Source organism: Flavobacterium marginilacus (assembly GCF_026870155.1).
Taxonomy (GTDB): Bacteria; Bacteroidota; Bacteroidia; order Flavobacteriales; family Flavobacteriaceae; genus Flavobacterium; species Flavobacterium marginilacus.
This window is the reverse complement of sequence record NZ_CP113975.1, coordinates 1,079,395-1,095,717: the sequence shown is the minus strand read 5'-3', so window position 1 is coordinate 1,095,717 and position 16,323 is coordinate 1,079,395. Positions and strand designations below refer to the sequence as shown.

Annotated in this window: 15 protein-coding genes; 10 read left to right on the top strand and 5 right to left on the bottom strand. The window is 34.0% G+C overall.

Features of this window, described 5'->3' with window-relative positions; all coding sequences use genetic code 11:
• The first annotated feature begins 315 nt into the window (after positions 1 to 315).
• The 3 genes from OZP07_RS04800 to OZP07_RS04790 all read left to right on the top strand — a co-directional run bounded on the left by OZP07_RS04800 (position 316) and on the right by OZP07_RS04790 (position 3,165).
• Complete coding sequence (locus tag OZP07_RS04800) at positions 316 to 1,056, top strand: tyrosine-protein phosphatase (RefSeq protein WP_281637485.1); 741 nt, start codon at positions 316 to 318, stop codon at positions 1,054 to 1,056.
• 123 nt (positions 1,057 to 1,179) lie between these two features.
• Positions 1,180 to 1,875 (top strand): carboxylesterase family protein, encoded by a 696-nt coding sequence (locus OZP07_RS04795; protein ID WP_281637484.1) that lies wholly within the window; start codon positions 1,180 to 1,182, stop codon positions 1,873 to 1,875.
• 495 nt (positions 1,876 to 2,370) lie between these two features.
• Positions 2,371 to 3,165 (top strand): hypothetical protein, encoded by a 795-nt coding sequence (locus OZP07_RS04790; protein WP_281637483.1) that lies wholly within the window; start codon positions 2,371 to 2,373, stop codon positions 3,163 to 3,165.
• Between the two features lie 53 nt (positions 3,166 to 3,218).
• On the opposite strand, the gene hisS is transcribed toward OZP07_RS04790, so the two are convergent.
• Positions 3,219 to 4,589: a histidine--tRNA ligase gene (hisS, locus tag OZP07_RS04785; RefSeq protein WP_194640139.1), complete on the bottom strand. Its 1,371-nt coding sequence runs from the start codon at positions 4,587 to 4,589 to the stop codon at positions 3,219 to 3,221.
• Positions 4,590 to 4,906: 317 nt separating this feature from the next.
• Between hisS and OZP07_RS04780 the strand changes: the two genes are divergently transcribed.
• Complete coding sequence (locus tag OZP07_RS04780) at positions 4,907 to 6,148, top strand: ABC transporter permease (protein WP_281638450.1); 1,242 nt, start codon at positions 4,907 to 4,909, stop codon at positions 6,146 to 6,148.
• Between the two features lie 221 nt (positions 6,149 to 6,369).
• Here OZP07_RS04780 and OZP07_RS04775 read toward each other — a convergent pair whose 3' ends face one another.
• The 3 genes from OZP07_RS04775 to OZP07_RS04765 all read right to left on the bottom strand — a co-directional run bounded on the left by OZP07_RS04775 (position 6,370) and on the right by OZP07_RS04765 (position 10,256).
• Positions 6,370 to 8,610, bottom strand: a complete 2,241-nt coding sequence (locus tag OZP07_RS04775; RefSeq protein ID WP_281637482.1) for a tetratricopeptide repeat-containing hybrid sensor histidine kinase/response regulator — start codon at positions 8,608 to 8,610, stop codon at positions 6,370 to 6,372.
• A gap of 218 nt (positions 8,611 to 8,828) precedes the next feature.
• Entirely contained in the window at positions 8,829 to 9,686 is an 858-nt protein-coding gene (gene prmC / locus OZP07_RS04770; protein WP_281637481.1) for a peptide chain release factor N(5)-glutamine methyltransferase, read from the bottom strand.
• Positions 9,687 to 9,770: 84 nt separating this feature from the next.
• Positions 9,771 to 10,256: a GNAT family N-acetyltransferase gene (locus OZP07_RS04765; protein ID WP_281637480.1), complete on the bottom strand. Its 486-nt coding sequence runs from the start codon at positions 10,254 to 10,256 to the stop codon at positions 9,771 to 9,773.
• A gap of 106 nt (positions 10,257 to 10,362) precedes the next feature.
• Here OZP07_RS04765 and ribD point away from each other — a divergent pair, with 106 nt between their 5' ends.
• The 3 genes from ribD (at position 10,363) to OZP07_RS04750 (ending at position 12,780) form a co-directional block, all read left to right on the top strand.
• Positions 10,363 to 11,406, top strand: coding sequence for a bifunctional diaminohydroxyphosphoribosylaminopyrimidine deaminase/5-amino-6-(5-phosphoribosylamino)uracil reductase RibD (gene ribD, locus OZP07_RS04760; RefSeq protein ID WP_281637479.1), 1,044 nt, complete (start codon positions 10,363 to 10,365; stop codon positions 11,404 to 11,406).
• Positions 11,399 to 12,001 carry an HAD family hydrolase gene (locus OZP07_RS04755; RefSeq protein ID WP_281637478.1) on the top strand — a complete coding sequence of 201 codons (603 nt, stop codon included), beginning with the start codon at positions 11,399 to 11,401 and terminating at the stop codon, positions 11,999 to 12,001. Before ribD ends, OZP07_RS04755 begins: the two co-directional genes overlap by 8 nt.
• Before the next feature lie 149 nt (positions 12,002 to 12,150).
• Positions 12,151 to 12,780: an IMPACT family protein gene (locus OZP07_RS04750; RefSeq protein WP_281637477.1), complete on the top strand. Its 630-nt coding sequence runs from the start codon at positions 12,151 to 12,153 to the stop codon at positions 12,778 to 12,780.
• Between the two features lie 30 nt (positions 12,781 to 12,810).
• Here OZP07_RS04750 and OZP07_RS04745 read toward each other — a convergent pair whose 3' ends face one another.
• Positions 12,811 to 13,215, bottom strand: a complete 405-nt coding sequence (locus OZP07_RS04745) for an acyl-CoA thioesterase (RefSeq protein WP_281637476.1) — start codon at positions 13,213 to 13,215, stop codon at positions 12,811 to 12,813.
• A gap of 184 nt (positions 13,216 to 13,399) precedes the next feature.
• Here OZP07_RS04745 and dnaA point away from each other — a divergent pair, with 184 nt between their 5' ends.
• From dnaA to OZP07_RS04730, 3 genes are all read left to right on the top strand, one after another.
• Positions 13,400 to 14,827, top strand: coding sequence for a chromosomal replication initiator protein DnaA (gene dnaA / locus OZP07_RS04740; RefSeq protein ID WP_115814439.1), 1,428 nt, complete (start codon positions 13,400 to 13,402; stop codon positions 14,825 to 14,827).
• A gap of 4 nt (positions 14,828 to 14,831) precedes the next feature.
• A complete protein-coding gene (locus OZP07_RS04735; RefSeq protein WP_281637475.1) occupies positions 14,832 to 15,302 on the top strand; it encodes a low molecular weight protein-tyrosine-phosphatase in 471 nt (156 codons plus the stop codon).
• A gap of 92 nt (positions 15,303 to 15,394) precedes the next feature.
• On the top strand, positions 15,395 to 16,117 hold the full coding sequence (locus OZP07_RS04730) for an SAM-dependent methyltransferase (protein ID WP_281637474.1): 723 nt from the start codon (positions 15,395 to 15,397) through the stop codon (positions 16,115 to 16,117).
• Positions 16,118 to 16,323: the final 206 nt, after the last annotated feature.

The window sequence follows — 16,323 nt, the reverse complement described above, 5'->3', positions numbered from 1 at the left end:
TTATAATGTTTTTAACAAATGGAGCTATTAAAAAAAAAACAGAAAAACATAAATACTCTAAAAACCAGCATTTTATTATCGATATCTTTTTTTAAACATAAAAAAAGATAAATATCATAAAAAGCTAATGCGAAATTATTCAGTAATTACCTGCAAAAAAAGAACAATAATCCGATAATTAGTTTATTATCAATTAACAAATCTCACTTAACCATTGCAAAACTTATTTTATCATGAATTTAATTTGCTGCACTTTTTCAAATTTACTTATCAAATCTCAGAATTCACTAAAAACTATTTTCTTAACTTTGTGGCATGCTTACACTTTTCAAATCAAAACCAATACTCAGGGATCTCATCCCTGACAGTCATATAGATATTCACTCACATCTTTTGCCAGGAATTGATGATGGCGCCAAAACATTTGAAGACAGCTTGAGACTTACAAAAAGACTCCTTAGTTTTGGTTTCTCTCAATTTATAACAACTCCTCATATCATTCAGCATGTTTGGGACAATACTCAAGAACAGATTCTAACCAACAAAGAAAAAACTGTAAAAGAACTAGAGAAAAACAGCATAAATGTCCCTTTCCGTGCTGCTGCCGAATATCTGATGGACGATCAATTTGTTCAATTATTTCAATCTGGAGAATTATTAACTTTAAAAGATAATTATGTTCTTGTAGAGATGTCTTATATAAATCCTCCCATCCATTTGCATAATATTCTTTTTGATCTCAGAATAGCTGGCTACATACCTGTTTTAGCACATCCCGAACGCTATTTATTCTACCATAATAATTTCAATGAATATTTAAAACTAAAAAAAACAGGCTGTCTGTTTCAGCTCAATTTATTATCAACAGTGGGATACTATGGCAACAATATTACTAAAATTACCGAAAATCTTTTAAAGAAAGGAATGTATGATTTTGTTGGCTCAGATGTGCATCATGACAATCATTTAGCAGCTTTTCAGCAAAAAGCACAGGTAAAAGATTTGTCCCCATTAAAAGAAATCATTTCTAATAACCAATTTTTTAAAATAGAATAAGAGATTAACAAAACAACAATTAGCGTTAAAAAAACCGCAGACCAAAACTGTTGTCACAAAATTCTATTTGAATCATTAGTTTGACCACCAAAACCTCAAAAATATCATCCATAAAAAACAATAATGCGCTCCCCCATCTTATACTGCTTACTACTCATTCTTTGCACAATTACATCCGTACAAGCCCAACTAAAAGCTATAACAGACCAAACCGACTATCCATTCTGGATTAATCTGCCTAAACAGGAGATATTAGACAACAAAGCCCCTGTTATCTTATTCCTGCACGGCAAAAGCCTCTCCGGGACAAATTTGAACCGTGTAAAACGTTACGGAGTAATCCGGGCCATCGAAAGAGGAAAAGAAATTCCTGCCATTGTAATTGCACCGCAAGTAGCTCATGGGGCTTGGGATCCCGAAAAACTGCTGAAGGTTTTAGAGTATGTACAAAACAATTACAATACCGATTTGACAAAAGTTTATGTCTGCGGAATGAGTCTGGGCGGTTACGGTACTTTTGATTTTGCAGGCAGATATCCTGAAAAAATTACGGCTGCTGTAGCCATTTGCGGAGGCGGAAACACAAAAGATGCATGCAATCTTGCAACAATCCCACTTTGGGTCATTCATGGGAACAGGGATTACATTGTTCCAATTTCGCAATCCAAAAAAATGGTCAAAGCAATTCAAACCTGTAATCCCGATGCGAATCTCACTTTTACAATTGTTAAAGGAGGAAATCATGGCAGTGTAGAACATTTTTTCCGTGAAGATAAAATTTACAATTGGATGCTTGAAAAAAGTAAATTTATCCCATAAAAATTAACAATTCTGTTTATCTTAACTCTTTAAAATATCAATTAAAAATATTTTTTTACTGACAATAATTCACCAAACCACACATCTTTACAAATCCTGAAGCTTAACAAATTTTGTAAAATAATTACACGAATCAATCCGTGATAATTTATAAAATTCAGCATTGTTTTTTGTTAGGCTAAATTCTTCCTTACTAATTCTCCATAAAATAATATTACATAAAATTAAAAAATCATTTCTCTAATTTTTCGTTTTTTAGTATCCTAAATACAGGTCACGACAGGATAGTAATGTTAAATTTTTATCTTTAATTGTCAAACATTTAACCAAAACACCAAGAATACAGCTGTTTTTTATTTAATTAAACAGCTTTTCAAACCACATTTAACTAAAAAAACAGCTTATATTCACTTTTAAAATTACACACAGCCAATTTTAAAATCAGAGTTCGCCATGAATATTAATTAACACTAAAAACTAAACAAAAACCAGCCTATGAAGACCAATTTTACCATTACAAAAATGAGATTTTTTCTTTTGGCAATTTCATTTTTTGGATTTGTGAATTTTTCAAATGCCCAGATTATTAACTGGACAGGAGGAACTGACACTAATTTTTACAATGTTAAAAACTGGGATAACACCAGTATTGATTTTGCTAATTTAATCACAGTGGATTTAATTATAGGGGCAGGAAGCCCTAACAACCCTGCAAATTTAGGATTTACAGGCACTGAAACCATGGCCAAACGCCCCCGTACATTCACAACAAATACTGGCGCAAATATCACTATAACGGGAACATTTTTCCCAAATGGCTTATCAACTTTAAATGGAACAATTAACGTTGATGCATTAGCTGCTCAATTCAGCATGAGAAATACTGCTTATTTAGGCAAAGGCACATCAGGGATGTTAAATATAAATGCGGGAAAAGTATTGGTTAAAAATGCACTTTATATAGGAAATGCTACTGGAGGGAATGGTTTAGTAACTGTAAATTCCGGAACTTCATTAGAAATAGGGAACTCTCTGGAAATAGGAACCGGAGTAGGAGACCCGATAGGAGATTTAAGAATTAAAGGCGGAACTGTAAGTGTTGAAACTGCTCTCAATATTGGTCCAAATGGACATGCTTTTATAAGCGGGACAGGAAAACTTATTGTAACTGGCAATAAAGAAGCTGTAATAAAATCCTATATTAAAAGCCGTGCTGTCAGCTGTACCGTTGGAAAAACATTAGAAGTCCTTTTTGACGGGACAAAAACTACTGTCCGCATTAAAGCATAAAAATGAATTCACTTTTTTGTATAGAAAAAGGCTGTAAAAACAGCCTCTTTTTTTTATTTTAAAAGCTCTTTCAGCTCTTCCAGGTTTACTTTTTTCTGTTCTCCGGAAGCCAAATCTTTCAAAGCATATTTATTCTCATTCATTTCGGCATCACCCACGATTACAGCATAAGGTATAAATCGTTTATCGGCATGCTGGAATTGTTTAGCCACTTTAACATTATCAGGATATAATTCAACTTTAATTCCTGAAGCACGCAATTCTTTGATGGCTTTCATCGAATAAAATGCCTCTTTTTCGCCGTAGTTAATAAACAAAGCTTTAGAAGTTGAAGTCACTGCTTCCGGGAATAATCCCAATTCTTCGATAACCAGATAAATTCGGTCAAGACCAAAAGAAATCCCTACACCGCTCATGTTTTTTAATCCAAAAATACCAGTCAAATCATCATAGCGTCCGCCGCCGCCAATAGACCCCATAGCAACAGTTTTTGGAGCAGCTACTTCAAAAATAGCACCTGTATAATAATTTAATCCTCTGGCCAATGTTACATCCAAATCCAAACCTGCAGTTGACAATCCTAAATTCTGCACATTGTCACAAATGAAACGCAGTTCTTCAACACCTTTTAATCCTTCGTCTGATGAAGAAAGCAGTACTGATAATTTTTCTATTTTCTCTGAGATGGTGCCTGTAAAATTGAATAACGGCTGAACTTTGGCAATCGCCTCTTCGGCAATTCCTTTCTCGATCATTTCTTTTTTTACACCATCCTCGCCTATTTTGTCGAGTTTGTCCAAGGCTACTGTAAAATCAATCAATTTATCTGATGCTCCGATTACTTCGGCTATTCCCGAAAGAATTTTTCGGTTATTGATTTTTATGGTTACTCCTGCTAATCCTAATGCAGTAAAAACCGAATCATACAATTGCACCAATTCTACTTCCTGCCACAGCGATTTTGAACCCACCACATCGGCATCACATTGAAAAAATTCTCTGAAACGTCCTTTCTGCGGACGATCGGCGCGCCAAACAGGCTGAATTTGATATCTTTTGAAAGGAAATTCGATTTCGTTTTGGTGCTGCACTACATAACGTGCAAACGGAACGGTTAAATCGTAACGCAAGGCTTTTTCCGAAATGCTTGATGTTAATTTCGTGCTGTCTTTGGCTTCCAAATGGCTTTCATTAGCTTTTGACAAATAATCACCGGAGTTCAATATTTTAAAAATCAATCGGTCTCCTTCTTCTCCATATTTACCCATTAAGGTTTCGGAGTTTTCGAATGAAGGAGTTTCTATAGGCTGAAATCCAAATTTCTCGAAATTGCTTTTTATGATCTGGATAATGTATTGCCTTTTTGCCACCTCAGCAGGTGAAAAATCTCTGGTTCCTTTTGGAATGCTTGGTTTTGAAGCCATTTATTTTAGATTATTAGATTTTCAGATTTATTAGATTCTTGGATTCAGATAAAAAATAACTAAATCCTATAAACATCCTTTTTAAATAATTCTGCAAATATCCTACTTTTAAAATAATTCCTTTTGAAAATTTCAACTTTTAATTAAAACTTCCTTAATGATGAAATGCCCTAGCCCAGATGGGAACGACATCCTGTTGTCCCGGAGTTCGGGACAACAGATATAGTGGACAGCTGGAATAAGCTCCTTAGAAAAATTAGCAGAATTTCTCAAATAGTAATTGTAACAAAAATTGTATTTTCGTGTCAAACGATATTATGATAAAACTATTCAAAGAAAATATTCGAATCGCTTTGGGTTCTATCCGGACTCAAATATTACGAACCACTCTTACGGTACTGATTATCGCCATTGGTATAACTGCTTTAGTTGGAATCCTGACTATTGTAGCAGCACTTGGCAACACCCTGTCATCTAACTTTGCTTCGATGGGAGCCAATACATTTAACATCAGCCAATACGAAAATACGTCCCGACGACATGGCGGCGATGAACGTGAAGTTATAAACCCTATTATTTCCTATCCCGAAGCAGTGGCATTCAAAAATAAATATAATTACCCAATGACCGAAACGTCATTATCCTTTACTGCCACATCGACTGCTGAAGTAAAATATGAATCTTTAAAAACTGACCCTGAAATAAGCGTTTTAGGGGTTGATGACCGTTTCTTAACTAATTCTGGTCTGGAAACCAGCTCAGGAAGAAATTTTACCAGTTTTGACATTTCAAACAATGCTTACGTTTGTGTGCTGGGATCTGATTTTGCAAAAGGAATTTTGAAAGATGTAAATCCTATAGGTAAAACGATTTCTGTACGCGGCGCCAAATTTAAAGTGATTGGCCTGCTGAAGGAGAAAGGATCCACCTTTGGAAACAGTCAGGATTTAAGAGTTTTGATCCCTATACAAGTTGCCCGATCTTTATTTACATCGCCCAACATTAACTATTCTGTGAGTGTAATGGTCGGGAAAAAAGAATTATTAAACCAAGCTACTGACTATGCTATTAGTATGATGCGCAGAATTCGAAAATTAAGTCCTGTAAAAGATAATAATTTTGGCGTAGTACGAAGTGATGATTTAATCAATAAAATAATGAGCATCTCGGAATATTTAAATACGGCTGCTTGGGTCATAGGAATTATTACAATCTTGGGATCATCTATCGCTTTGATGAATATTATGATCGTTTCGGTAACGGAACGCACACGGGAGATTGGAGTCCGAAAAGCTTTGGGAGCAAAAAAATCGACCATTGCCTTTCAATTTTTTATTGAAACACTGCTGATTGGCCAAATTGGCGGTATGATCGGAATTATTTTTGGAATTTTAATTGGTCTTGGAATTTCGACTGCAATGAACTTTGCATTTGTAATTCCGTGGGGAGCCATTATAGCCGCTTTTGTAACCAGTTTTATTGTTGCTGTCGTTTCTGGATTGTATCCTTCTGTAAAATCGGCAAATCTAGATCCTATTGAGGCATTGCGGTATGAGTAGGGTTTAGTTTTCGTCAAACATTTTGGGCGTGACCGCATTAAGTTAACGAAAAATGGAAAGAAATTAATACCTAACAGGTTAAAAAAAAACCTGTTAGAAAAACACTATCCTAACAGGTTTTTTTTTAACCTGTTAGGTATTACAACTGTTAACTTAATGACATTGCCCACACGCACATTACGTATAACGAGATATTTAGTTTAAAAAAACAGCATTAGCCTTTAGATTGCAAACTTTAAATCATCTCCTTTCTGTATTTCTTTTGAAAGAATCGAGTATAATTTTTCGATTTCTAATGGTTTTAGTATTAACCCATTGAAAAGACGAAAATTCTCCTGATCATTTTCGGTCATAACATCGGCAGTTACTGCAAAAATTGGCGTGTTTGAATTTTTATTTGCATTCTCTCTAATCTGTTTTGTGGCTTCAAATCCATTCATTTCGGGCATGTGAATATCCATAAGTATCAAATCATATTTTTTACTCTGCACGGTCTCTACTGCCAGTTTGCCATTCAAAACATGGTCTGTTTGAATGCCCCATTTTGAAAGTACTTTTTTCAGCAAAAAGGCATTTAAAGGTGTATCTTCTACAATCAGCACCTTTTTATCGTTTAAATTAAAAAGCTTCTCTTCTTTTTCAACAACTATTTCCTCGGCTTTTTTTAATTTTAGAATAAAGAAAAACTCTGAACCTTCTCCTTCTTTACTGATAACTTTTATTTCGCTTTTATGAAGTTCTACCAGCATTTTTACAATAGCCAGTCCCAAACCTGTCCCTCCCTGCTTACGAGTGGTAACCGGTTTAATCTGTGAAAAGCTTACAAATATTTCCGATAAATCTTTTTTCGAAATACCTTCGCCAGAATCAATAACTCTTAATTCTAAAAGATCGTGATTCTTTCTTTCTTCTATAATTTTGGCTCTAAACTCTACTTTCCCTTTTTCGGTAAATTTTATGGCATTACTTATAAGATTCCCCAAAATCTGAGTGACTTTGGTTTCATCTACTAAATAGGTTTTGTTTTTTAAAATATCATTTTGAAAAACAACTTCTATCCCTTTTTCCTTGGCCATTCCTTCATAGGTATTGCAGATATTATCGCAAAGTTCTTTGAAATTTGAGGGATACATTTCTAGCTTTGATTTTTTAGAATCCAACTTATTAAAATCCAAAATATCATTTACAATGTTAATAAGATTGTTTGAAGCGAACTGCAGTTTTTTAATCATTTTTTGGCTCTCAACATCAACTTGATTCTCAAGAATTGAAATTATGGTCGTAATTGCATTCAACGGAGTCCTTATTTCGTGACTCATTATAGAAATAAATTTTTGTTTTAACCGAACAGACTCTTCTTCGTCCTTGTTTTTTTTATCAATTAGTATCTGTCTTTCCTTTTGAAGAATTGCCTCGCGATCTAAGGTATTCATTTTATGTATTAGCTCATAATTCTCAATTACTTTAAGCGTTTGAGTATTAATAACCAATTCTTTTTCTTTTATGTATGATTCTAAATATTCTAATGCTTTTAATTTGTAATTACTTAGCTTATGAATTTGATAAAGCAAATAGTAATTCTTTATCTTTATCATAGAAATATTATATTTTATACTCAGCTCAAGTCCTTCTTTTGTAATCGATTCAGCCTTCTCAAACAAATTTTCTTTTAGATACAAAACTCCTAGTTTATTATAAGCCATTGCTGTGCCCATTTTTTCTCCCATGGAGATATGTATCTTTGCTGCTTCAAGAAAATCTGCTTCTGCTTGCTGAATATTACCATTTTTATAATGCACTTTTCCTCTTCCATAAATTGCAAAAGCAAACCCTCGAATATCGTTGGTACGCTTTTTCAAATCCATTGAGTATTCAATAATCTGCATCGCCAGCTTATCTTTGTTCTTTTTTATTAATAGACCCGAAAGATTATTATACACATTCGATTCTAAATTAATATCATTTATTCTTTTTGCAACTCTTATGGAACTTTTAAAGGACTTAAATGCATTGTTGTAATCACCAATATATTCATAAACAGTACCTATAGCTTTTTCAGCTTTAGATTGATTGTAGAAGTCTTGGAGTTTTTTATATATTTTGAGTGCATCAATTAGATACATCAATCCCAAGTGATAATTATTTGTTTTATAATGGACACTTCCTATATTATACTTGGCATCGGCAATACCTTTTTCGTAATTTAATTCCTTGAAATAAAGAATGGCTTCTTCCGATTTTTTATTGGACTCTTCAAAATCACTTACAATCATATAATATAGAGAAAGCAGATTTAAACTTTTTCCAATTAATTTCTTATCCTCTATTGCAGTGCTAATTTGAAGTGCCTCTTCTGCAAGTGCAAAACTTTTGGGCAAATCATTAACGCGTAAAGCATAAGATTGATCTAATAGAGTAGTGATTTGGTCTTTATTAGTTTTTAATAAATTATTGGACCGCATATTAGGTTTATTCTTTTTTTTGGGGGAAATCTTCGGTCCAAATATATAAATTAAACTTAAATAAAAGCACAAAACTTTAGCGTTGCATGCTTTTTATAACGATATTTAGCACAATAAATTCAAATATTTTTTTTATATAAAAAAATGGCTAAAATAAAAAAGTATTTAGCACGAATAATCTTGTTTACAAGTAATTATAATCTGCATTTACCAGCAATTCATTCCCGACAACCCTTCGTCATCCTGTCATTTCCATAAATATCTTTCCTCAATTCGACATCTTTAAACCCCATTCCTTCCAATAAATCAATCATTTCTTTTCCCAAACATTGATTGATTTCAAAATACAATTGTCCTGAATTAGCTAAATTCTTTTGAGCTAATTCGGATATTTTTCTATAAAAAATCAAGGCATCATTATCCTCAACAAAAAGAGCCAAATGAGGTTCGTTGTCCAAAACATTTTTCTTGATTTCCTGTTTTTCTAAATTACGTACATACGGCGGATTCGAAACAATAATATTAAACTCTTGCTCTAAATCTTCCGTTTCCAAAATACTTTGATGAAGAAAAATCACATTCACATCATTGAGGCTGGCATTTTTTTTGGCAACAGCCAAAGCTTTCTCAGAAATGTCAAGAGCAAAAACCTGGGCATTTGGAAGATTTTTAGCCAGCGAAATAGCGATACAGCCGCTACCCGTTCCGATGTCTAGGATTTTAATCTTTTGACTTTTCACTTTTGACTTTTGACTCTGAATAATCCAATCAACTAGTTCTTCAGTCTCTGGTCTCGGAATTAGAACATTTTCATTGACTTCAAAATCCAATCCATAAAAACTTGTTTTCCCTAACAAATACTGAATCGGAATCTCCAATCTTAATTGTTCCAAAATCGAATTCCAAACGGTAATTTCTTCCTGCGAAAACTCTAAATCAGACTGTAATGCCAAATCAATCCTTTTCAGCTGCTGTTTTTCTTCCAAAATCAAATAGAAAAAACTTTCCGCTTCGCCTTCATCATAAATCGGTGCTAACGTTTGAATAAATTGATTTCTGTATTCTTTTATTTTCATGTTATTATTTCCAAATAGAACTTTTTATTTTTCAGTTTCCAGCGGTAAATCTGAAATCAGATATCGTTAATCAAAAATCTAAATTCATAAATCCTTAAGCATCCAGACAGGACAGCTGGTATGACCAGTACTTCCCATTGGAGAACAAATATATTCGAAACCCGATTTTCTATACAGTTTTTGAGCATCATGCATAAAAGGCATCGTTTCCAGATAACATTTTTCGAAACCAAATTCACGTGCACTCTGCAGACATTGCTCCATCATTTTACTTCCAATTCCATGTCCGCGGGCTTCTGGGAGAAAATACATTTTCTGCAGCTCGCAATAAATTGCTGCTTCATTTGCTAATGGAGCCACACCCGCTGCACCTACAATTCTATTATTACTTTCGACTACATAATAAACAGACCTTGGCTTATTGTATTCTTCAAACATCAAATCGAGATACGGATCTTCATAAGCCGTTCCTGTTTTCGGAATATTCAATTCATCAAAAACATCTCTTATCAATTGAGCAACTGCTTCATTGTCTTCTTTTTGTATTTTCCTGATAATCCACTTATCCATAAAAGCACTCTGTTTATTAATTCTGTTTACAAAAATAGAGATTGTAAACGGGAAACATCCTAGTTTCGAAACAAATTCCTAATTCCAAAATTAGTACTTTTGTAGAGTGAAAATACATGAAAAATATATAAGACGCTGCATATCTCTGGCCAAAAATGGACTCGGTGCAACTTATCCCAATCCAATGGTTGGAAGCGTCATTGTTTATGATGGCAAAATCATAGGCGAAGGCTGGCACAGGAAAGCAGGCGGACCTCATGCCGAAGTCAATGCTGTAAATTCGGTACAGGATAAATCACTGCTTTCAAGAGCGACTATTTATGTGAGTCTGGAACCCTGCAGTCATTTTGGAAAAACGCCTCCCTGCTGTGATTTAATCATAAAAAATAAAATTCCAAATGTGGTCATTGGTACTGTAGATCCTTTTAGCGAAGTGGCCGGAAAAGGAATTAAAAAACTAATCGAAGCGGGAATCCATGTTACAGTCGGCATTCTGGAAGAGGAATGCAATGAACTCAACAAACGGTTTTTTACTTTTCATCAAAAGAAAAGACCATACATTATATTAAAATGGGCAGAAAGCCAGGATGGTTTTATTGCTCCTCTTGAAAAATCAGAAAAAAAACCAGTATGGATTACCAATACGTATTCCAGACAATTGGTTCATAAATGGCGTACCGAAGAGCAGGCAATTTTAGTAGGGACGCAGACTGTTCTTGACGACAATCCAAAACTGAACGCCAGAGATTGGTACGGAAACAATCCTGTTCGGCTGGTATTAGACCAAAACAACCGTATTCCAAAAGAAAGTGCCGTTTTTGACAATCAGACAAAAACAATTGTTTTTACTGATTCCAAAAATACTATTCCCGAAGAAAACACTACCTTTGACAGTATAGATTTTAAACAAAATATTGCTGGACAAATTGCCGATTCATTATACATCCACAACATTCAATCGGTAATTATAGAAGGAGGACTTCGAACGTTACAAACCTTTATCGACGCCAATCTTTGGGATGAAGCCCGAATCTTTAAAGGAGAAATAAGTTTAAGCAGAGGAATTCAGGCTCCTTTACTGCCAAAAACAGATTCTGAAAAACAATTAATTGAAAAGGACGAACTTACAATATTAAGAAACCATGATTAATGCTATAATTTTTGATTTTGGAGACGTGTTTATTAATTTAGATAAACAAGCCACACTGGACGGTTTGAAAAATCTTGGCATCCCACATTGGAACGAAGATTTAAACCAATTGAACTTACAATATGAAGTAGGCGCAATTTCGGGTGACGATTTTTTATCCGGAATTCAAAAACACACCAATGGTGCTTCTATCGAAGATATTCGTGCAGCCTGGAATGCCATACTGGCCGACTTCCCATTATATCGGTTAGAATTTCTTCAAATGCTTTCACAAAAGTACCGCTTATTTTTATTGAGTAATACTGATGCAATTCATATTGATACTTTCGAACAAAAAACCGGAGCTTCATTTTACAGCGATTTTTACCAATGCTTTGAAAAAGTATATTTTTCTTTTGAAATTGGCATGAGGAAACCCAATCCAGATGTGTACAGCTTTGTACTTGACCAGCACGGTCTGCAGGCCAAACATACCTTATTCATAGATGACAAAAAAGAAAATACAGATTCAGCTTCAGCACTTGGTCTCCAAACATGGAATCTGCAGGTAGGAGAAGAAGATGTGGTTCATTTGTTTGATAAAAAAATACTTTAGCAAAAAGCAATATCAAAAATCAATATCAAAAATCAATGGCAAAAATCAAAAGGACAATGAAAAACTTCAGTAAAAAGTAAAGAGAAATACAAAATGTTTAAATTTCAAGATTCAATATTGATATTGATTTTTGACATTGATATTGATTTTTGAAAATGAAAGACACCTATAATACCATTGCATTTCCTTCAGAAGAAACTCTTTTCAAGGAAAAAAGCAGTAAATTCTTTGGATACGCGTTTCCCATAGAATCTGAAAACGAAGTAAAACCTGTTATTGAAGTTTTAAAAAAGAAGCATCCGCACGCAGTTCACTACTGTTACGCCTACCAAATAGGAACAGAAACTATTCAATACAGAGCGAACGATGACGGAGAACCCAGCAATACTGCCGGAACACCAATTTACGGCCAGATACAATCTTTTGGACTTACAAACGTTCTTATAATTGTGGTTCGAATTTATGGCGGAATAAAATTAGGCGTCGGCGGATTAATTTCGGCTTATAAAACTTCAGCGCAAATAACATTAGAATCTTGTGAAATTATCGAAAAAACAATCGATGTTCATTTTCAGATTTCTTTTGATTATAAAAATATGAATAAAGTGATGCGTATAATCAAAGAAAAAAAACTGGATATTGTGAATCAGGAAATGGAAATAAATGAAGAAACTAATTTACCAATAGGCAGATTTGTAATAAAAACAAGAAAAAAAAATGCCGAAATGGTATTCGACACTTTTAATTCATTGTTTGAAATTGATATAAAAAAACTATAATTCCGCATTAAAAAGAACCCATACTGATGATTATTCAAAATTTTTTAGTAGTTCTAAAATGTAATCTGGAGGAGCAGTTGGTTTGCCTGTTTTTAAAGATACAAAAACCAATAAAAATTGAGCAGTTGTTAATAACTCTTTCGCTTCATTATAAATAGCACAGTCAAATTCAATCTTCACAGACGTCTGACTTTTGAAGACTGTATGCACCGTAAGCAGCTCATCATATCTAGCCGATTTTTTATAATTGATATTCATATTCACAATAGGAAGGCCAATACCGCTTTCTTCCATACTTTTATATGAAATCCCTTTGTTTCTAAGCCATTCCACTCTTCCTATCTCAAAATAAGGAATGTAATTTCCGTGATAAACGACTCCCATTTGATCTGTTTCTGAGTAGCGTACACGGACTTGAATTTGATGATCTTTCATTAATTTTGTATTAAAAATTTAAATTTAAAAAAGCTTATTACAACAATTTTTCCAAAAATTATAACTTAAAATATTTTTTTTTACAGATAATTGTTCACATATTTGTTGTCCCGAAAAAAGAACTTTTTTTACATTCTTTTTGTAAGATAATAAACACCCGAAGAACATAATTTAACTAGTAAATATGAACAAGACTGCACAATCAGTATGGGAAAACTGCCTGTCCTTTATAAAGGACAACATTCAAGATCAGGCCTATAAAACTTGGTTTGAGCCAATTAAATCAGTTGAACTTACCGATAATGCATTATATATTCAAGTACCTAGTAAATTTTTCTACGAATGGCTGGAAGAACACTACGTAAAATTATTAAAAGTAGCCTTAACAAAAGAACTTGGAAAAAACGCAAAGTTACTTTATAAAATTAAAATGGAAAACACTTATGGCAACAAACAGCCGTTTACGGAACAGCTGCCAAGTGCTAATAGAGGACCAGTAAAAGCGCAGGAAGTAGATGCCCCTTTTAAAAACCTCAGTCCAGAATTAAAAAATCCGTTTGTAATTCCAGGAATTCGAAATTTAAAAATCGAATCCCAATTAAATGCTAATTATAGCTTTGATAATTTCTTAGAAGGCGATTCTAATAGATTAGCGCGTTCTGCAGGTATGGCTGTTGCCAACAAACCGGGCGGAACTTCATTCAATCCATTATTAATTTTTGGTGGAGTTGGATTAGGAAAAACACATTTAGCTCATGCTATTGGAGTAGAAATTAAAGATAAATTTCCTGAGAAAACTGTTTTATATATTTCTGCCGAAATTTTTACACAGCAATATATCGATTCGGTAAAGAAAAATAACCGAAATGATTTCATTCATTTTTACCAATTAATCGACGTTTTAATCATTGATGATGTTCAGTTCCTTTCCGGGAAATCTGGAACACAAGATGTATTTTTCCATATTTTCAACTATCTGCACCAAAATGGCAAGCAGGTTATTCTAACTTCAGATAAAGCTCCTGTTGACATGCAGGATATTGAGCAACGCTTATTATCCCGTTTCAAATGGGGATTATCTGCCGAACTGCACCAGCCTGATTACGAAACTAGAATTTCTATCTTAAAAAACATACTATACCGCGATGGTGTAGAAATGCCGGACGAAATTATAGAATATGTTGCAAGAAACATCAAATCAAATGTCCGCGAACTAGAAGGTGCTATCATTTCTTTAATCGCACAGTCTTCTTTCAACAAAAAAGAAGTAACTATTGAATTGGCAAAAAGCGTCGTAGAAAAATTTGTAAAAAATGTAAAGAGAGAAATTTCAATCGATTACATTCAAAAAATTGTTTCCGATTATTTCCAATTGGATTTAGAAACTTTACAGTCCAAAACAAGAAAAAGACACGTAGTACAAGCGAGGCAGTTGGCCATGTTTTTTGCCAAAAAATTCACCAAAGCTTCATTAGCCAATATAGGCTCCCAAATAGGAGACCGTGATCACGCTACTGTATTACATGCCTGCAAAACTGTAGACAATTTAGTTGCTACCGACAAACAATTCAAAAAATATGTCGAAGACATTAATTCAAAATTAACGCTATAAAGCAATGCCTGTTAAAATTTTAATGGTTTGTTTAGGCAATATCTGCCGATCCCCTCTGGCAGAAGGCATATTAGCCTCCAAACTACCTAACGAACTGTTTTATGTAGATTCTGCAGGAACAGGTTCTTGGCATGTTGGTCATGCCCCAGATAAACGTTCCATATCCACTGCACAAAAAAACGGTTTAAATATCAGTAACCAAAAAGGAAGACAGTTCTCAAGAGCTGATTTTGATACCTTTGATTATATTTTTGTAATGGACAAGAGCAATTACAATGATGTAATTCATCTGGCACTAAACGAAACTCAAAAAAACAAAGTCCAGCTCATTTTAGATTCCATATTTCCAGACGAGAATGTAGATGTACCCGATCCATACTATGGAGTAGCAAATGGATTTGATATGGTTTATCAAATGCTTGACGAAGCCTGTGAAGTAATAGCCAAAAGACTGATTGCTAAACATTCAGAATAAAACTGAATCTGTTATTTTCATAACTTTACCAGCGCACTAGCAAAAAATCATTCTTATAAGGATAAAACTTTTCATTCCTAAAAAATCACCTTATGAAATCAGCACCTCTTTTTGGAAAACTGTATTTAATTCCAACTACAATGGGCGATTGCGACCCAATGGATGTATTACCGCAGACCATAAAAAGATGTGTCGATTTAATAGATCATTACATTGTTGAAAACGACAAAACTGCCCGAAAATCTATCAAGCTCACCAATCCAGAGAAAAAACAATCGGAGTTAAAGCTTTTCATCCTCAATAAACACACCGAATCCAAAGAACATCAAGAGTTTATCAAACCGCTTTTGGAAGGAAAAAATATGGGACTCATGAGTGAAGCCGGCTGTCCCGGCGTAGCCGATCCTGGCGCTGTAATTGTTAAACTAGCACATGAAAAAGGAATTCAGGTTATTCCGCTGGTTGGTCCCTCTTCTATCCTATTAGCCATGATGGCATCTGGGATGAACGGACAAAGCTTTACTTTTCACGGCTATTTACCGATTGAAAAAGACGAAAAAAGAGCCAGCTTCAAAAGTTTAGAGCGTATTTCTTTTGAAAAAAACCAATCACAGATTTTTATTGAAACACCGTACCGTAACAATAAACTACTGGAAGATTTAATTCAAACCCTGCATCCCGAAACGCATTTATGCATCGCCACTGATATCACTCTGCCAACAGAATACATAAAAACAAAGAAAATCGCAGCTTGGAAAAAAGAAACAATCGATTTGCACAAACGCCCCACTATTTTTATTATCCATAAAATGTAAAAAATCTTAAGCATATGATTACAAAAAATGGCCCAGCTCATTTCTGCAATGAGCTGGGTCATTTTTTTATGCTATTTAGCTAATCCGTGACCTGCTGTTACTGCAGCTAGTTTTTTCCAATTTTATTAAATTAAGATTTGATTTATTTCCCAAGGCACAAGACCTAAAGCTAAAATCGATTTTCCTGCCCCTAAAATCTTTGCTGG

Coding starts and splice junctions, on each gene's coding strand:
- OZP07_RS04800 (WP_281637485.1), top strand. CDS start 316: ATGCTTACACTTTTCAAATCAAAACCAATACTCAGGGATCTCATCCCT.
- OZP07_RS04795 (WP_281637484.1), top strand. CDS start 1,180: ATGCGCTCCCCCATCTTATACTGCTTACTACTCATTCTTTGCACAATT.
- OZP07_RS04790 (WP_281637483.1), top strand. CDS start 2,371: ATGAAGACCAATTTTACCATTACAAAAATGAGATTTTTTCTTTTGGCA.
- hisS (WP_194640139.1), bottom strand. CDS start 4,589: ATGGCTTCAAAACCAAGCATTCCAAAAGGAACCAGAGATTTTTCACCT.
- OZP07_RS04780 (WP_281638450.1), top strand. CDS start 4,907: ATGATAAAACTATTCAAAGAAAATATTCGAATCGCTTTGGGTTCTATC.
- OZP07_RS04775 (WP_281637482.1), bottom strand. CDS start 8,610: ATGCGGTCCAATAATTTATTAAAAACTAATAAAGACCAAATCACTACT.
- prmC (WP_281637481.1), bottom strand. CDS start 9,686: ATGAAAATAAAAGAATACAGAAATCAATTTATTCAAACGTTAGCACCG.
- OZP07_RS04765 (WP_281637480.1), bottom strand. CDS start 10,256: ATGGATAAGTGGATTATCAGGAAAATACAAAAAGAAGACAATGAAGCA.
- OZP07_RS04755 (WP_281637478.1), top strand. CDS start 11,399: ATGATTAATGCTATAATTTTTGATTTTGGAGACGTGTTTATTAATTTA.
- OZP07_RS04745 (WP_281637476.1), bottom strand. CDS start 13,215: ATGAAAGATCATCAAATTCAAGTCCGTGTACGCTACTCAGAAACAGAT.
- dnaA (WP_115814439.1), top strand. CDS start 13,400: ATGAACAAGACTGCACAATCAGTATGGGAAAACTGCCTGTCCTTTATA.
- OZP07_RS04735 (WP_281637475.1), top strand. CDS start 14,832: ATGCCTGTTAAAATTTTAATGGTTTGTTTAGGCAATATCTGCCGATCC.
- OZP07_RS04730 (WP_281637474.1), top strand. CDS start 15,395: ATGAAATCAGCACCTCTTTTTGGAAAACTGTATTTAATTCCAACTACA.